Consider the following 15,674-nt stretch of genomic DNA (forward strand, 5'->3'; position numbering starts at 1 on the left):
ATGAACTGCGCCCCTCGCCGCCCGGCTAGTTGTTACGCAGGGGGCCAGGGGCGCAGAACACAAGCAAACGTGGGTGAATTACTTCTCGACGATCGCGAGGACGTCGCGGGCCGAGAGGACGAGGTACTCCTCGCCGTTGTACTTCACCTCGGTGCCGCCGTACTTGCTGTACAGCACGACGTCGCCGGTCTTGACGTCGAGCGGAAGCCGCTCGCCGTTCTCGAAGCGGCCCGGGCCCACGGCGAGGACGACGCCCTCCTGGGGCTTCTCCTTCGCGGTGTCCGGAATGACCAGGCCGGAAGCCGTGGTCTGCTCGGCGTCGAGCGGCTGGACCACAATGCGGTCCTCGAGCGGCTTGATCGCAACCTTGGAGCTGGTGGTCGACACGATCCGGTCTCCCCCTTCGGAGATCTCACGGGGTTTAACAGTCTGTGGGTGGCGACCGAACCGATCCGTCGTCGCGGGTGCCGGACCTGTCCCTGTCGCGCAGAGTGATGCTGGCACTCTCCAGGGGGGAGTGCCAGACCCGAGACTATGACCGCGATTAGCACTCGGTCAAGCGGAGTGCCAATTCACCACCCTCGCGCCGTCTCGATCGGGGCTCCGTCGGATCACCATCAGGACAACGTCGGGGCGGAGCTTCACGTTCCGTACGACGGTACGGAGATGACGCACCCCGAGAGCCGACTGCCGGGACGACCCGACGAGCGGGCGAGCGCCGCGCGGTCGTCGTCCGCCCCCGGCGGCTGCGCGGATCCGCTGGTGGCCGTGGTCCTGGTGGTCGCGGAGGCGGCGGCCGGGGCGCTGCTGGCGATCTGGCTGATGATGCGGGGCCTGGCACGGTCGCACGAGGCGACCGGGGGCAAGGTCTCCGCGCCACCGCCCGCGGACCCGGGCATGGACTGGACGCCGGTCATCGTGTTCGCCGTCCTCGCCCTCCTGGTCGCTTGCGTCGCCGCGGAGTTGCTGCGCAGCGGGTGGTACTGGTCCGGCGGGACACAGGTGGTCGTCGCGGTGGCGCTGGGCGTCATGGTTCTGGCGACCGCCGTGGAGGAAAGCGTCCGGGAGGCTCCGGAACCGACCCCGGCTCCGGCCCCCACCTACGCCTCCCCGCCCTGCCGCAGCGGGGGCGACAGCGACGAATGCGCGCGCAGCGGGCGCTGAGCGCGCATTCGGGGCCGTCCGTACGACCGGCACGGGTCAGACGTAGTCCTCCAGCTTCGCCACCGCGTAGCCCTTGTCCGTGATGGTCTTCATGACGCGGCGGATCATGTCGGGCATGGAGCCCTTCCAGTCCTCCTTGCCCCGGAAGTGGGTGAGGACGATGTCGCCGGGGTGCAGGTCCTGGTCCCACTCCCGCCATTCCATGCGGTCGGGGAAGGCCTCGGCGGACCACAGGGGTACGGCGGTGATCCCGCAGGACTTGGCGACGACGAGGGTGTCGCGGTTGTAGTTGCCGTAGGGCGGGCGGAAGAGGGTGGGGCGCTTGCCGTAGTTCTTGAGGATCTTCTCCTGCTGGCCGCAGATCTCCCGCTTCTGCTCGGCGTAGGAGAGGCCGGGCAGGTAGCGGTGGTTGAGGGTGTGGTTGCTGATGGTCACCCCGCGCTGCTGCATCTTCTTGAAGTAGCCGTAGTCGTCGTTGATGACGTAGTCGCTGACGAACGCGCTGTACGGGATATCCAGTTCGGTCATCATCCGCAGCAGCTCGGGGTCCTTCTCCGCCCCGTCGTCCATCGTCAGGAAGACGATCTTCTCTTTGGTCGGGACGGTGGTGAAGACCGGCGGCAGCCCCTTGTCGTTCCGGACCTCGAAGCCCTTGCGGGTGGTGATGGACGGCTTCGCCTTCGGCGGCTCGGGGGCGGCGAGCGGGGTCTTGGCGAGCCTCCACTTCTTCGCCGCGACGGCTCGCGCGGCCTGCTTCTTCCTGACCTTCTCGGCGTACGTGTCCGGGGCCCGGGCGGGCCCGGCCTGCGGGGACGCGTCGCCCGACCGGCCGGCGACGGTCTTGGCGGGTGCACCGGGAGCCCCCGCGCCGCCATCACCCGTCTCCGCCGCGCATCCGGAGACGACGGCGGCGGCCAGCAGGGCCGCCAGCACGACGACGCCCGACCTGTGACGTTTTCCGGCTGATTTTTCGTTTTGTCGTACTAGCTGCATGGCGCCGCATCCTGCCAGCCGCCGCCCGTGCGCCCTTTCCGACACCGCGAGCGGACCGGCGCCGTCCCCCGGGCGGCCCACAGGGACCCCGGGCGCCCGGCCTGGCCCACAATGGACCGGGTGAACGCAACGACCCCCTCCGCCTCCTCCGCTTCCTCGGCCGACGACCCCGCCCGCGCCGCCTTCGCCGCGCTGCGCACCCCCGAGGGCGAACAGCTGCTGGCCGAGCTGCGCGACCACGACCCGGCCGACGAGCTGGCCACCGCGACCCGGCTGCGCCGGGCGCACCCGGCGGAGCTGGTGTCGGCGGCCCTGGGCCAGGCCCGGTTGCGGCAGCGGGCGGTCGCCAAGTTCGGGGCCGAGGACGCGTACCGGATGTACTTCACGCCCAACGGGGTCGAGCAGGCCACCCGCACCTCGGTCGCCGCCCACCGCGCCGCCCGGTTCGCCGGACTCGGCGTGCGGAGCGTGGCCGACCTGTGCTGCGGGATCGGCGGCGACGCGATCGCCCTGGCCCGCGCCGGGATCTCCGTGCTCGCCGTGGACCGCGACCCGCTGACCGCCGAGGTGGCCCGCGCCAACGCGGAAGCGCTGGGGCTCGGGGAGCTGATCGAGGTGCGGTGCGCCGACGTCACGGAGATCGACACGGCCCCGTACGACGCGGTCTTCGTGGACCCGGCCCGGCGCGGCGCAAGAGGAGGGGCCGCGCGCAGCGCGTCGGGCAGGGGCGGTGGCCGGGCGACGGGCGGGCGGATTTTCGACCCGGAGGCGTACTCACCGCCGCTGTCCTGGGCCACGGCCGCCGCGCTGAAGGCCCCCAGGGCGGCGCTGAAGATCGCCCCGGGCATCCCGCACGAGGCGATCGGCCCGGAGGCGGAGGCCGAGTGGATCTCGGACGGCGGGGACGTGAAGGAGGCCGTGCTCTGGTACGGCGAGGGCATCGCACCCGGTTCGTTCCGGGCCACCCTGCTGCCGTCCGGGGCGACCCTGAGCGCCCCGGCACCGCTGCCGGCGCCGCCGGTGGGCCCGGTCGGGCGCTATCTGTACGAGCCGGACGGCGCGGTGATCCGGGCCCATCTGGTCGCGGACCTCGTGGAGCGGTGCGGCGGGCGGCTGGTGGACGAGACGATCGCGTACATCACGAGCGACGAGCCGTTCTCCTCGCCGTACGCCGCCGGGTACCGGATCACCGACGAGCTGCCGTTCAGCATGAAGCGGCTGAAGGCGCTGCTGCGGGAGCGTCAGGTCGGCGTGCTGACCGTCAAGAAGCGGGGTTCGGCGGTCGAACCGGAGGAGCTGCGACGGCGGATGAAGCTGAGTGGTCCGAACGCGGCGACGGTGTTCCTGACGCGGGTCGCGGGTGCCCCGACGATGCTGATCGGCCATCCGCTGGGCTGACCGGTACGGACCCGGCCCCCGTGCCCGTACCGCTGCCGCCGAGCATGAGCACGCGCACCACCCAGCGGCGGTGGGCCAGGGCGGTCACCCCGCCGACCAGCGCGGTCAGCCAGGCGACCATGCCGACGCCCATCATCAGGGCGACCAGCCCGTACGTCTCGCGGCCCGGCCGTGCGCTCGCGGGCCCGATGACGCAGAGAGCGAGCCCCGTAGCGCCCAGGACGAACGACAGCAGCAGCCAGGTGAGGCTCGTCCCGGGCATCCGCAGCCGCCGGTCGCGCTCGGGGTCGCGGTCGAGCGCGCCCCACGCGTCGAGGAGCGAACGGACCTCGCGGTCCCGGGAGATGCCCAGGCAGGCGAAGACGACGGCCGGAATCAGGACCGCCGCGCCGACGACCAGACTGACGACTCCGGCGATGCCGCTGAAGAAGTCGGACCCCTGCTCGATGAAGACGATCCCCGAGCCCACCACGCTCCAGCCGGTCGCGGCGAGCGCCGCCCACATCCAGAGCAGCCCGAGCCGCCCCGGCCCCACGTGCATCTTCACCAGCTCGCCCAGGACCACGGCCCGGTCGGCGAGCATCGCCTCGCGGTCGGGCCAGGACCGGATCTCGACGGGCGGAGGGGGAGGCGGGAGCGGGGCACGGCGTGGCATGCGCAGAACACTACCGATCCGGCCCCGGGGCCCTCGGTCAGGCGTCGCGCAGGGCCTGGATGTCCAGCTTCCGCATGCCGAGCATCGCCTTCATCGCCCGGCCCGCCTTGGCCGGGTCCGGGTCGGCCAGCAGGCGCGGCAGCTCGTTCGGCACGATCTGCCAGGACACCCCGAACTTGTCCTTGAGCCAGCCGCACTGGCCCTCCTCGCCGCCCTCGGAGAGCGCGTCCCAGAACCGGTCCACCTCGGCCTGGTCCGCGCAGTCGACGGAGAGCGAGATCGCCTCGGTGAAGGGGAACTGCGGTCCGCCGTTGAGCCCCGTGTAGTCCTGCCCCGCGAGCCGGAAGGCGACCGTGAGCACCGAGCCCGTCCGGCCGGGTGCCTCGTCGCCGTAGTAGGTGGTGTCCAGGATCCGGGAGTCACCGCCGAAGATCGCGACGTAGTGCTCGGCCGCCTCCTCGGCCTGACCGTCGAACCAGAGACACGGGGTGATCTTCTGCATGACCTTCACCTCTTCGGGCCGTCCACACGTCCGGGCCGGGCGGTCCGGACGTCGTGGAAGGTAGACCGGGCCCGCCGCCGGAACTCATCGGACACGCGAGGGAATCCCGCGCCTCACTCCACCGCTTCGAACCGCCACCGGTGCACGGCCCGGGTGATCAGGTCGGCGTCGGGCTCGGGGAGTTCGGGGAGGTCGTCACCGTACGAGGCGTCCGGCCACCAGGTCATCACGAGCACCCGGTCCTGCGGGGCGCGCAGCAGTTCGCGGCGGGCGGGCTCGCCGGGCAGCTCGGCGGAGCGGGCGCGGGCCCACTCCAGGAGTTCGCCGCCCCGGCCCTCGGTGGCGCGGGCCTCCCACATCAGGACGATGGCCGGGCCGCTCATGAGTACAGGTTGTCCTTGCTGATCTCGTGCACGTGATCGTGGTCGTGTGCGCGCGAGTGGGCGTGGGCGTGCGCGGCCCCCGGCACGTGCGGCTCCGTCACCGGCAGCGAGGAGTCCGCCGACAGCTCCAGGTCGGAGGGGAGCCGGTTGCGGGCGACCATCTCCGCGCCGAGCGCCGCGACCATCGCGCCGTTGTCGGTGCAGAGCTTCGGGCGGGGCACCCGCAGCCGGATCCCGGCCCGCTCGCACCGCTCCTGGGCCAGGGCCCGCAGCCGGGAGTTGGCCGCGACGCCACCGCCGATCATCAGGTGGTCGACGCCCTCGTCCTTGCAGGCCCGGACCGCCTTTCGGGTGAGCACGTCCACCACGGCCTCCTGGAAGGACGCCGCCACATCCCGGACGGGCACCTCCTCGCCCGCCGCGCGCTTCGCCTCGATCCAGCGCGCCACGGACGTCTTCAGCCCGGAGAAGGAGAAGTCGTACGGGGCGTCGCGCGGCCCGGTCAGACCGCGCGGGAACGCGATGGCCTTCGGGTCGCCCTCGCGGGCCAGCCGGTCGATGACCGGGCCGCCGGGGAAGCCGAGGTCCAGGACGCGGGCGATCTTGTCGAAGGCCTCGCCCGCCGCGTCGTCGATCGTCGCGCCGAGCGGGCGGACGTCGGCGGTGATGTCGGGGGCCAGGAGCAGGGAGGAGTGGCCGCCGCTGACCAGCAGGGCCATCGTCGGCTCGGGCAGCGGGCCGTGCTCCAGCTGGTCGACGCAGATGTGCGAGGCGAGGTGGTTGACCCCGTAGAGCGGCTTGCCGAGGGCGTACGCGTACGCCTTCGCGGCCGAGACGCCGACGAGGAGGGCTCCGGCGAGCCCGGGTCCTGAGGTGACGGCGATCCCGTCGAGGTCGCGGGCGCTGACGCCCGCCTCCTTCAGGGCGCGCTCGATGGTGGGGACCATCGCCTCCAGGTGGGCGCGGGAGGCGATCTCCGGGACGACGCCGCCGAAGCGGGCGTGGGTGTCGACGCTGGAGGCGACGGCGTCGGCGAGCAGGGTCGTGCCGCGCACGATGCCCACGCCGGTCTCGTCGCAGGAGGTCTCGATGCCGAGTACGAGGGGTTCGTCGGCAGCCATCATTCAGTCCCGGTCTCTGGTGCGTTGTCGGTCGCGTGTTCGTGCAGGGTGAGGCGCATGACCAGGGCGTCGATGTTCCCCGGCTGGTAGTAGCCGCGCCGGAAGCCGATCGGCTCGAAGCCGAAGCGCTCGTACAGCTTCTGCGCCCGGGTGTTGTCGACCCGGACCTCCAGCAGCACGGTGGCGCACTCGAAGGCGGTCGCGGCCTTCAGCAGGTCGGTGAGGAGTTCGGAGCCGAGGCCGGTGCCCCAGGCCTCGCGGCTGACCGCGATGGTCTGGACGTCGGAGAGGTCGCCGAGGGCGGCGAGCCCCGCGTATCCGACGATACGCCCGGTGGCGGGCTCCTCGGCGACGACGTAGTGGCGGGTGGCGCCGGGGCCGCGGGCGTGGGCCAGCTCGGACCAGAACATGCCGGGCGACCAGGCGTCGTCCGGGAACAGCGCGTGTTCGAGCTCCAGCACCGGTTCGATGTCCCACCAGCGCATCCGGCGCAGGACGGCGGTGGCGGCGGCGCTCACTTGGGGGTGACCACCTTGTAGTTCTTCGGGACCTGGGCGTCGGGCCGGCGCAGATAGAGCGGCTGCGGCTCCAGCAGCTCCTGCCCGGCGGCGAGCCGTTCGGCGGCGAGCGCGGCGAGCGCCCCGGCGGCCACGTGCTCGGGGCCGCGCGCGTCCGGGAAGGACTCCGGGTAGAGCCTCGCGCCCGCGCCGACGACGGGGAGCCCGGCGACGGCCTCGGCGATGTCGGCGGGCCGGTCGACGGCGGGTTCGCCCGTACGGGTGCGGGCGTCCTCGTACCGCGCCCAGTACACCTCTTTGCGGCGGGCGTCCGTCGCCACGACGAAGGGCCCTTCCAGGCCGTCCCGCCCCGCGGCGTACGCGATCCCGTCGAGGGTGCACACGCCGTGGACCGGTACGGAGAGGGCGGAGCCGAAGGTGGCGGCGGTGACCAGGCCGACGCGCAGACCGGTGTACGGGCCGGGGCCGACGCCGACGACCACGCCCGTCACGGCGTCGAGCTTCGTCCCGGCCTCGGCGAGGACCCGGTCGACGGCGGGCAGCAGCAGCTCCCCGTGCCTGCGGGCGTCGACCTGTCCGGAGGAGGCGATGACGGACGTGCCGTCGTGCAGGGCGACGGTGACGGCGGGGGTGGCGGTATCCATGGCGAGCAAGAGCACACAAACAGCCTACGGCTCCGCCGACGGCGTTACGGCGCCCGTACGGCGTCCCGGCCCGCACCCGCGCTGCTGCTACCGTCACCGGGTATCCGCGGGTACGACGTAAACGCTTGTACGACATGCGGCAGACGGCCGCCGAAAGGGGAGTTCAGGTGGCAAGGAGCAGCTCGGGAATCGTGGCCGGGCTCACCGCCGCGGCGGTCGCCGCGGTCGCCTTCCTCGCTTACCAGGCCTCGGCCAACGCCCCCGACTCGGTGGCCTCCTCGCCGGGCCCGAAGACCTCCGCGACGGCCCCGGCCAAGCCCTCCGCCAAGCCGGAGCCGGCCGATCCGCTGGCCGTCCCGGCGGCGTCCGGCAAGGGCGAGCGCGTCGTGTACGCGCTGAAGGACCGCCGGGTGTGGCTGGTCAACGAGGACAACAGGTCGATCCGGACCTTCACGGTCATGCCGAGCCCCGTCAGCCCGCCGCCCGGGGTCCACAAGGTCACCTCGCGCTCCGGCACGGTCCAGGGCTCGGACGGCGTCCCGATCGAGCACGTGGTCCGCTTCGCGAACGTGGACAACGTGGCGATCGGCTTCAGCGCCGCGCAGGACGGCTCGATGGCCAGCCCGGACCCGACGTCGAAGACCGGCGGCGTGCGGATGAAGCGCGCGGACGGCGACGCGATGTGGACCTTCGCGACGATCGGCGCGAAGGTCGTCGTCGTCCCGTAGCCGTCGGGCTCGCGCTTCGCTCAGGCCGCGTGGGGCCGGACGGCGTCCGGGTGGCCGCCGCCCCCGTCCCGGTCCGGCGCGCCGGAGGCTTCACAGGCCCCCGTGGTGTCGCTCGGCGGGGTGGAGACCGCGGTGGCCGCGGCGCACGAGGCCAGCAGGTCTTTCATCGACAGGACGGACGGGGCGGACGGAGTCGTTCGCGGCTGCGGTCGCGCTGCGCGCTCGGGCGTCGGCATGGATGCCTCCTGGGGGCTCCGGTGGAGGGCGCGGTTAGGTAAGCCTAACCACACCTCGTGCCCATGTGACCATGACCACGGTCTCCCGCGCAACAATTTACCGACACCCTGTCGGGAAGGCCACCCCCGAGGCGTTACGCCAGCGCCTCCCGCAGCCCCGCCCAGCGCGCCCCGATGCCCACCAGGGTCACCTCGCGCCGCTCGTCGTCGGTGTCGCCGGTCGCGCGGTCGATGAGGACCCGCAGCCGGTCCTCCGAGAGCTCCTCGACCTTGCCGTCGCCCCACTCCACGACCACCACCGACTCGGGCAGCGACACGTCCAGGTCCAGGTCCTCCATCTCGTCGAGCCCGCCGCCCAGGCGGTACGCGTCGACGTGGACCAGAGCCGGGCCCTGGACCAGCGAGGGGTGGACGCGGGCGATGACGAAGGTGGGCGAGGTGACCGCGCCGCGCACGCCGAGGCCTTCACCGAGGCCGCGGGTCAGGGTGGTCTTCCCGGCGCCCAGCTCGCCCGTGAGCATCACCAGGTCGCCGGGGGCCATCACCCCGGCCAGGCGGCGGCCGAGGTCCTGCATCTGTTCGGGGGAGGTGACGGTGAGCGTCACGGTGACGGCCTCGGGCACGGCCCCGACGGCGTCGGGATCGGTCGCCCCGGCAGGCTCGGGAACGGTCTCAGCGGCCGGGCTGTTGTGCGGTGCTTCCATGTCCGCCAACGTTAGCGGCCGGCACCGTGCCGCTGCGTACGAGCAGGTCGGCCAGCCGGTCCGTGACGGTCTCCGGGTGCTCCAGCATCACCAGGTGCCCGGCGTCCGGCACGATCACCAGCTCGGCGTCGGGCAGGACGTCCGCGATGGCCTCGCTGTGCGAGCTGGGCGTCACCAGGTCCTTGTCCCCGGCCAGGATCAGCACGGGCACCTCCCGGAACCCGGGCAGCGCGCCGCTCTTGTCGTGCTCGGTGAACGCCGGGTAGAACTCGGCGACCACGTCGATCGGGGTGGCCTCGATCAGCCGCTCCGCGAACCGGGCGACCGCCGGGTCGACGTCCCGGGACCCGAACGAATACCGCTTGATCAGCCCGGCGAAGAGGTCCGCGGTGGCCCGCCGCCCCTTCTCCACCAGCTCCGCCTGCGACCCCAGCGCCTTCAGCACGCCGGGCAGCACCCGGCGCACCGCGTTCACGCCCGCCGTCGGCAGCCCGAAGTTCACCTCGCCGAGCTTGCCGCTGGAGGTGCCGATCAGGGCGACGGCGGCGACCCGGTCCCGGATCAGCGCCGGGTACTGGTCGGCCAGCGCCATCATCGTCATGCCGCCCATGGAGTGCCCGGCCAGCACCAGCGGGCCCTCGGGCGCCGCCGCGTCGATGACCGCCTTCAGATCGCGGCCGAGCTGGTCGATGCCGACCGGCACCCCGTCCGCCTGGGACCGGCCTCGCCCGGAGCGGCCGTGGCTGCGCTGGTCCCAGTAGACGGCACGGACCAGGCCGCGCAGGGCGGCCCGCTGGAAGTGCCAGGAGTCCTGGCCGAGGCAGTAGCCGTGGCTGAAGACGACGGTGACCGGGGCGGGGGCCTTGCGCCCGAAGAGCCGGCGGCGACGCGTGCCGGAGGAGGCGCTCTCGTCGGCCGTCGCCGGCGTGGCCTCCACCTCGTCGACCTCGTAGTACAGCTCGGTCCCGTCGTCCGCGACGGCCCGGCCCGGGGTGCCGCGCAGCGAGCCGTAGGGCCCGGTCGCGTCCAGCGCGAGGCGGGCCTTCTTGCGCATGCCGCGTCCGACGGTGAGCCGCTCGACGGCGACCCCGGCCGCCGCACCGGCGGCGAGCACCCCTATCGCGGCGCCGGCGATCCCGGCCCGCCGCCAGTTCGCCGCACCGGCCGCTCCCGCCGCGTTCGCGGCCGCGGCCACCACGGCCTCCGCGCTGCTCTCGCTCACCGCGGCACGCCCCCGGTCACCTCGTCGGCCGTCTCGTTCACGTACACGCGGGGCACCCGGGCGCCGATGCGGGTGACGATCTCGTACGCGATGGTGCCGGCGGCCTCCGCCCAGTCCTGCGCGGTCGGCTCACCCCGGTCCCCCGGCCCGAACAGCACCGCCTCCGCGCCCGCCTCGGGCCGGTCGCCTTCGAGGTCGACGACGAACTGGTCCATGGCGACGCGGCCCGCGACCGTGCGTACCTTCCCGCCGACCAGGACGGGCCCGCTGCCGGAGGCGTGGCGCGGGACGCCGTCCGCGTAGCCGACAGGGATCAGGCCGAGGGTCGTGTCGGCGGGAGTCGTGTAGTGGTGGCCGTAGCTGACGCCGTGTCCGGCCGGGGCGTCCTTGACCAGGGCGACGGCCGCGGCGAGCGTCATCACCGGGCGCAGCCCGAGCTCGGCCGATGTGCCCAGCTCGGGGGCGGGCGAGATGCCGTACATCGCGATGCCGGTCCGGACGAGGTCGAAGTGCGCCTCGGGAATCGTGAGCGTGGCCGCGGAGTTGGCCAGGTGCCGCACCTCGGGATCCACGCCCTCCTTCTCGGCGTACGCCACCAGGTCGCGGTAGACGGCGAGCTGGGCGGCGATCGAGGGGTGGCCGGGCTCGTCGGCGCAGGCGAAGTGGGACCAGAGTCCGGTGATCCGGAGGTGTCCGGCCCGTTCGGCGTCGCGGGCCGCGCCGACCAGTTCGGGCCAGTCGGCGGGCTGGCAGCCGCCCCGGCCGAGGCCGGTGTCGGCCTTGAGCTGGACGCGGGCCGGGCGGCCGGCGGCCTCGGCGGCGGCGACGATCTCGCGCAGCGCCCACATGCCGCCGGCCGATACGTCGATGTCGGCCTCGATCGCCTCGCGCCAGGGCCCGCCGGGCGTCCACAGCCAGCACATGATCCGGCCGTCGAGTCCGGCCGCCCGCAGCGCGAGCGCCTCGTGCGGGGTCGCGGTGCCGAGCCAGGTCGCCCCGGCGGCCCGCGCGGCCCGCGCGCAGGGCACCGCGCCGTGCCCGTACCCGTCGGACTTCACGACGGCCATGAGCTGCGCACCGGCAGCCCGCTCGCGCAGGACGCGCACATTGGCGCGCAGCGCGGCGAGGTCGATCTCGGCACGGGCTCTCAGGGACGCTGTCTCGTTCATCGCGCCCAGTGTCTCAGAGGCCCCGGCCGCGTCCCCGGCAGCGCACGCCGGTATCCGGACTTATGTACGTTTCATCACATGCCGGAGGTGGTCGACCAGCACGGGCACATGGCTGTCGGCGACGTCCTTGGCGGCGGTGACCAGGGTGACGGGCCCGCCGCCCCGCACGAGCCCCACCAGCCGTTCGACCGCCTCCGTGTGCGCGGTGTCGTCCAGCTCGGTGCGGTAGCGCTCGACGAACTCCTCGTGCCGGTCCGCACGGTGGTGGTGGTACCAGGAGCGCAGCTCGTCCGAGGGCGTGACGTCCTTGAGCCATACGTCGATGGCGGCCCGCTCCTTGGAGACGCCCCGGGGCCAGAGCCGGTCGACCAGCACCCGGGTGCCGTCGGCGTCCTCGACCGGGTCGTAGGCCCTGCGTACGCGTACGGATTCGCTCACGCTCTCCACCATCTCCCCGGCTCACCCCGCCCGCACGTCGCGCCAGGCCGCCGGGATGCCGTCGGCGACGTCCTGCGCGGAGACCGGGGCCCCGTCCGAGCCGTGCCGGGCGGCGAGCCCGTGCAGATACGCGCCCACCGACGCGGCGTCGCGCGGAGCGAGCCCGGCCGCGAGCAGGGAGCCGGTGAGCCCGGAGAGGACGTCGCCGCTGCCCGCCGTGGCGAGGTAGGCCGTGCCGGTCGGGTTGACCCGGACGGGGGTGTCGCGGGCCTCGGCGATCAGGGTGGTGGAGCCCTTGAGGAGCACGGTGGCGCGGTAGCGGGCGGCCAGTTCGCGCACCGCGGTGAGCCGCCCGGACTCGACCTCCTCGCGGGCCGTGCCGAGCAGCGCGGCGGCCTCCCCCGCGTGCGGGGTGAGGACGGTCGGGGCGGTCCGGGTCCGTACGGTCTCGGCGTCCAGCAGCCGCAGCCCGTCCGCGTCGACGAGCACCGGCACATCGGCGGCGAGCACATCGGCGACGGCGGCCTCCGCTGCCCGCCCGTCCCCCAGCCCGGGTCCGACCACCCAGGCCTGCACCCGCCCGGCCTTCGACGGCGGCCCGGCGTGCACCAGCGCCTCGGGGAACCGGGCGATCACCGCGTCCGCGCCCGGTCCGACGTACCGCACGGCCCCGGCCCCGCCGCGCAGCGCGCCCGCGACGGCGAGGACGGCGGCGCCCGGGTAGCGCTCGGACCCGGCGACGACACCGACGACGCCGCGCCGGTACTTGTCGCTCTCCGCGCCCGGCACCGGCAGCAGCGCGGCCACGTCCGCGTACTGGAGCGCCTCCAGGTCCGGCGGCTCGGGCAGTTCCGGCCCGAGCCCGATGTCCACCAGCCGCAGGGCGCCCGCGTGTTCGGCGGCCGGGTCGATCAGGAGGCCCGGCTTGTACGTCCCGAAGGTGACGGTGGCATCCGCGCGGACGGCCTCGCCGTGCACCTCCCCGGTGTCGGCCTCGACCCCGCTCGGCAGGTCGACGGAGATCACCGGCGTACGGTCCCGGGTCACCGTGTGCACCAGCTCGGTGGCGTCCTCGCGCAGCCCGCCGCGCCCGCCGATCCCGGTGATGCCGTCCACGACGAGGTCGAGCACGCCGAGCCCGTCCGGCCCGTCGACGACCTGTCCCCCAGCCGCACGGAACGCGGCGAGCCCGCCGGGGTGGGCCCGGTCGGGGGCGAGCAGCAGGGCGCGCACGCCCGCGCCCCGGCGGGCGAGGCGGGCGCCCGCGTACAGCGCGTCGCCGCCGTTGTCGCCGCTGCCGACGAGGAGCAGGACCCGGGACCCGTACACCCGCCCGTTGCGCCGCAGCAGATCGCCGCAGGCGGCGGCGAGCCCGGCGGCGGCGCGCTGCATCAGGGCGCCCTCGGGCAGGCGTTGCATGAGGGCGGCCTCGGCGGCCCGTACGGTCTCCACGCTGTAGGCACGTCGCATGGGTCCAACCCTCCGCGATCGGGGGGCGGGACGCCAGCGTGGCCGGGCGTGGCGGGCCGATCCGGGAGGGAGGCTTCACCCCTCCGCGATCACCACCGCCGAGGCCACCCCCGCGTCATGGCTGAGCGAGACGTGCCAGCCCCGTACGCCCAGTTCGGCGGCGCGGGCCGCGACCGTGCCGCTGACCCGCAGCCGGGGCTGCCCGCTCTCCTCGACCCAGACCTCCGCGTCGCTCCAGAGCAGCCCGCCCGGTGCGCCGAGCGCCTTGGCCAGGGCCTCCTTCGCGGCGAACCGGGCGGCGAGCGAGGCGATCCCGCGCCGCTCGCCGCTCGGCAGCGTCAGCTCGCTCCCGACGAAGAGCCGGTCGGCCAGCTGGGGCGTACGCTCCAGCGCGGCGCCGAACCGCTCGATCTCGGCCACGTCGATGCCGACCCCAATGATCACGGCCCCCACCCTCGTTCGCTCACTTGCTCACTCGCTCACTCCACGGTCACGGACTTCGCCAGATTGCGCGGCTGGTCCACTTCGTTGCCGCGGGCCGTCGCGAGCTCGCAGGCGAAGACCTGGAGCGGCACGGTGGCGACCAGCGGCTGAAGCAGCGTAGGCGTTGCGGGGACGGTGATGAGGTGGTCGGCGTACGGGACGACGGCGTCGTCACCCTCCTCGGCGACGACGATCGTGAGCGCGCCCCGGGCCCGGATTTCCTGGATGTTGGAGACGATCTTGTCGTGGAGGACGGAACGCCCGCGCGGTGAGGGGACGATGACGACGACCGGGAGGCCCTCCTCGATGAGCGCGATGGGCCCGTGCTTGAGCTCGCCCGCCGCGAACCCCTCGGCGTGCATGTAGGCGAGTTCCTTGAGCTTGAGCGCGCCTTCCAGGGCGACCGGATAGCCGACGTGCCGGCCGACGAAGAGGACGGTGTCGTGGTGGGCGAGGGAGCGGGCCAGTTCGCGGACGGGCTCCATGGTGGCGAGGACGCGTTCGACCTCGGCGGAGATCGCGGAGAGCTGACGCACGACCGTACGGATCTCGTCGCCCCACTTCGTGCCGCGCACCTGGCCGAGGTAGAGGGCGACGAGGTAGCAGGCGACGAGCTGGGTGAGGAAGGCCTTGGTGGAGGCGACGGCGACTTCGGGTCCGGCGTGCGTGTAGAGCACGGCGTCGGATTCGCGCGGGATCGTCGAGCCGTTGGTGTTGCAGATCGCGAGCACCTTGGCGCCCTGTTCGCGGGCGTGCCGCAGGGCCATCAGGGTGTCCATGGTCTCGCCGGACTGGGAGATGGCGACGACGAGGGTGCGCTGGTCGAGGATCGGGTCCCGGTAGCGGAACTCGCTGGCGAGTTCGGTCTCGCAGGGCAGCCGGGTCCAGTGCTCGATGGCGTACTTGGCGATCATCCCGGCGTGGAACGCGGTGCCGCAGGCGACGATGACGACCTTGTCGACCTCGCGCAGCTCGACGTCCGGGATGCGGACCTCGTCGAGGTGGAGCGCGCCTTCGCCGTCGACCCGGCCGAGGAGGGTGTCGGCGACGGCCTGGGGCTGGTCGGCGATCTCCTTGAGCATGAAGGAGGCGTAGCCGCCCTTCTCGGCGGCGGAGGCGTCCCAGTCGACGTGGTACTCCCGTACGTCGGCGGGCTCCCCGTCGAACCCGGTGACGGTGACGCCCTCGGGGCTCAGCTCGACGACCTGGTCCTGGCCCAGCTCGATCGCGGAGCGGGTGTGCGCGATGAAGGCGGCGACGTCGGAGGCGAGGAACCACTCGTCCTGCCCGACGCCCACGACGAGCGGTGAGTTGCGCCGCGCGCCGACGACGACGTCCGGCTGGTCCGCGTGGACGGCGACGAGGGTGAAGGCCCCCTCCAGCCGCCGGCACACCTGCCGCATGGCGTCCGCGAGGTCCCCGCCCGCCGAGAACGCCTCGGCCAGCAGATGCCCGACGACCTCGGTGTCCGTCTCCGACTCCAGGGCGTGCCCGCGCCCGGTCAGCTCGCGCCGCAGGGCCGCGAAGTTCTCGATGATCCCGTTGTGCACGACGGCGACCCGGCCCGCGTTGTCCAGATGCGGATGGGCGTTGGCGTCGGTGGGGGCCCCGTGCGTCGCCCACCGGGTGTGCCCGATCCCGGTCCGCCCGGCCGGCAGCGGCCGGTCGCCCAGCTCCTTCTCCAGATTGACGAGCTTGCCCGCCTTCTTCGCGGCGGCGAGCCCGCCGTCCGCGAGAACGGCGACACCCGCCGAGTCGTAGCCCCGGTATTCGAGGCGCTTGAGTCCCGCGACGACGACGTCCTGCGCCGACTGCATACCGACATAACCCACGATTCCGCACATAG

At 73.6% G+C, this 15,674-nt stretch carries 18 protein-coding genes; 3 read left to right on the top strand and 15 right to left on the bottom strand.

Annotated features, from left to right (window positions below; genetic code table 11):
• Window positions 1-78: 78 nt before the first annotated feature.
• Window positions 79-387, bottom strand: coding sequence for a co-chaperone GroES (gene groES / locus IE140_RS03815; RefSeq protein WP_003966899.1), 309 nt, complete (start codon window positions 385-387; stop codon window positions 79-81).
• 279 nt (window positions 388-666) lie between these two features.
• On the opposite strand from groES, the gene IE140_RS03820 reads away from it, so the two are divergent.
• Window positions 667-1,164 (top strand): DUF6234 family protein, encoded by a 498-nt coding sequence (locus IE140_RS03820; RefSeq protein WP_150194754.1) that lies wholly within the window; start codon window positions 667-669, stop codon window positions 1,162-1,164.
• A gap of 36 nt (window positions 1,165-1,200) precedes the next feature.
• Here IE140_RS03820 and IE140_RS03825 read toward each other — a convergent pair whose 3' ends face one another.
• Complete coding sequence (locus tag IE140_RS03825) at window positions 1,201-2,157, bottom strand: polysaccharide deacetylase family protein (RefSeq protein ID WP_150194752.1); 957 nt, start codon at window positions 2,155-2,157, stop codon at window positions 1,201-1,203.
• A gap of 111 nt (window positions 2,158-2,268) precedes the next feature.
• Here IE140_RS03825 and IE140_RS03830 point away from each other — a divergent pair, with 111 nt between their 5' ends.
• Window positions 2,269-3,555: a class I SAM-dependent methyltransferase gene (locus tag IE140_RS03830; RefSeq protein WP_150194750.1), complete on the top strand. Its 1,287-nt coding sequence runs from the start codon at window positions 2,269-2,271 to the stop codon at window positions 3,553-3,555.
• Between the two features lie 692 nt (window positions 3,556-4,247).
• On the opposite strand, the gene IE140_RS03840 is transcribed toward IE140_RS03830, so the two are convergent.
• The 5 genes from IE140_RS03840 to tsaB form a co-directional block, all read right to left on the bottom strand.
• Window positions 4,248-4,712, bottom strand: coding sequence for a VOC family protein (locus IE140_RS03840; protein ID WP_100559908.1), 465 nt, complete (start codon window positions 4,710-4,712; stop codon window positions 4,248-4,250).
• A gap of 113 nt (window positions 4,713-4,825) precedes the next feature.
• Window positions 4,826-5,095: a hypothetical protein gene (locus IE140_RS03845; RefSeq protein WP_032763889.1), complete on the bottom strand. Its 270-nt coding sequence runs from the start codon at window positions 5,093-5,095 to the stop codon at window positions 4,826-4,828.
• Entirely contained in the window at window positions 5,092-6,216 is a 1,125-nt protein-coding gene (tsaD, locus tag IE140_RS03850; RefSeq protein WP_150194747.1) for a tRNA (adenosine(37)-N6)-threonylcarbamoyltransferase complex transferase subunit TsaD, read from the bottom strand. Before tsaD ends, IE140_RS03845 begins: the two co-directional genes overlap by 4 nt.
• Window positions 6,216-6,701, bottom strand: coding sequence for a ribosomal protein S18-alanine N-acetyltransferase (rimI, locus tag IE140_RS03855; protein WP_032779492.1), 486 nt, complete (start codon window positions 6,699-6,701; stop codon window positions 6,216-6,218). Before rimI ends, tsaD begins: the two co-directional genes overlap by 1 nt.
• Window positions 6,702-6,730: 29 nt before the next feature.
• Window positions 6,731-7,378, bottom strand: coding sequence for a tRNA (adenosine(37)-N6)-threonylcarbamoyltransferase complex dimerization subunit type 1 TsaB (gene tsaB / locus IE140_RS03860; protein WP_075268353.1), 648 nt, complete (start codon window positions 7,376-7,378; stop codon window positions 6,731-6,733).
• A gap of 134 nt (window positions 7,379-7,512) precedes the next feature.
• On the opposite strand from tsaB, the gene IE140_RS03865 reads away from it, so the two are divergent.
• On the top strand, window positions 7,513-8,106 hold the full coding sequence (locus IE140_RS03865) for a hypothetical protein (RefSeq protein ID WP_176725654.1): 594 nt from the start codon (window positions 7,513-7,515) through the stop codon (window positions 8,104-8,106).
• 20 nt (window positions 8,107-8,126) lie between these two features.
• Here the strand turns inward: IE140_RS03865 and IE140_RS03870 are convergent, their stop codons facing one another.
• The 8 genes from IE140_RS03870 to glmS all read right to left on the bottom strand — a co-directional run bounded on the left by IE140_RS03870 (window position 8,127) and on the right by glmS (window position 15,672).
• Complete coding sequence (locus IE140_RS03870) at window positions 8,127-8,342, bottom strand: hypothetical protein (protein WP_150194745.1); 216 nt, start codon at window positions 8,340-8,342, stop codon at window positions 8,127-8,129.
• Between the two features lie 134 nt (window positions 8,343-8,476).
• Window positions 8,477-9,046, bottom strand: coding sequence for a tRNA (adenosine(37)-N6)-threonylcarbamoyltransferase complex ATPase subunit type 1 TsaE (tsaE, locus tag IE140_RS03875; protein WP_150194743.1), 570 nt, complete (start codon window positions 9,044-9,046; stop codon window positions 8,477-8,479).
• On the bottom strand, window positions 9,015-10,268 hold the full coding sequence (locus tag IE140_RS03880) for an alpha/beta fold hydrolase (protein ID WP_150194741.1): 1,254 nt from the start codon (window positions 10,266-10,268) through the stop codon (window positions 9,015-9,017). Before IE140_RS03880 ends, tsaE begins: the two co-directional genes overlap by 32 nt.
• Window positions 10,265-11,437 (bottom strand): alanine racemase, encoded by a 1,173-nt coding sequence (gene alr / locus IE140_RS03885; protein ID WP_150194739.1) that lies wholly within the window; start codon window positions 11,435-11,437, stop codon window positions 10,265-10,267. Before alr ends, IE140_RS03880 begins: the two co-directional genes overlap by 4 nt.
• 60 nt (window positions 11,438-11,497) lie before the next feature.
• Window positions 11,498-11,887 carry a DUF488 domain-containing protein gene (locus IE140_RS03890; protein WP_150194736.1) on the bottom strand — a complete coding sequence of 130 codons (390 nt, stop codon included), beginning with the start codon at window positions 11,885-11,887 and terminating at the stop codon, window positions 11,498-11,500.
• 9 nt (window positions 11,888-11,896) lie between these two features.
• Window positions 11,897-13,345, bottom strand: a complete 1,449-nt coding sequence (locus IE140_RS03895; RefSeq protein WP_100558958.1) for an NAD(P)H-hydrate dehydratase — start codon at window positions 13,343-13,345, stop codon at window positions 11,897-11,899.
• A gap of 75 nt (window positions 13,346-13,420) precedes the next feature.
• Window positions 13,421-13,789, bottom strand: coding sequence for a holo-ACP synthase (locus IE140_RS03900; RefSeq protein WP_012379449.1), 369 nt, complete (start codon window positions 13,787-13,789; stop codon window positions 13,421-13,423).
• Window positions 13,790-13,824: 35 nt separating this feature from the next.
• A complete protein-coding gene (glmS, locus tag IE140_RS03905) occupies window positions 13,825-15,672 on the bottom strand; it encodes a glutamine--fructose-6-phosphate transaminase (isomerizing) (RefSeq protein WP_093440504.1) in 1,848 nt (615 codons plus the stop codon).
• Window positions 15,673-15,674 lie beyond the last annotated feature (2 nt).

It is taken from the genome of Streptomyces parvus, assembly GCF_014648875.1.
In the GTDB taxonomy this organism is placed as follows: domain Bacteria; phylum Actinomycetota; class Actinomycetes; order Streptomycetales; family Streptomycetaceae; genus Streptomyces; species Streptomyces parvus.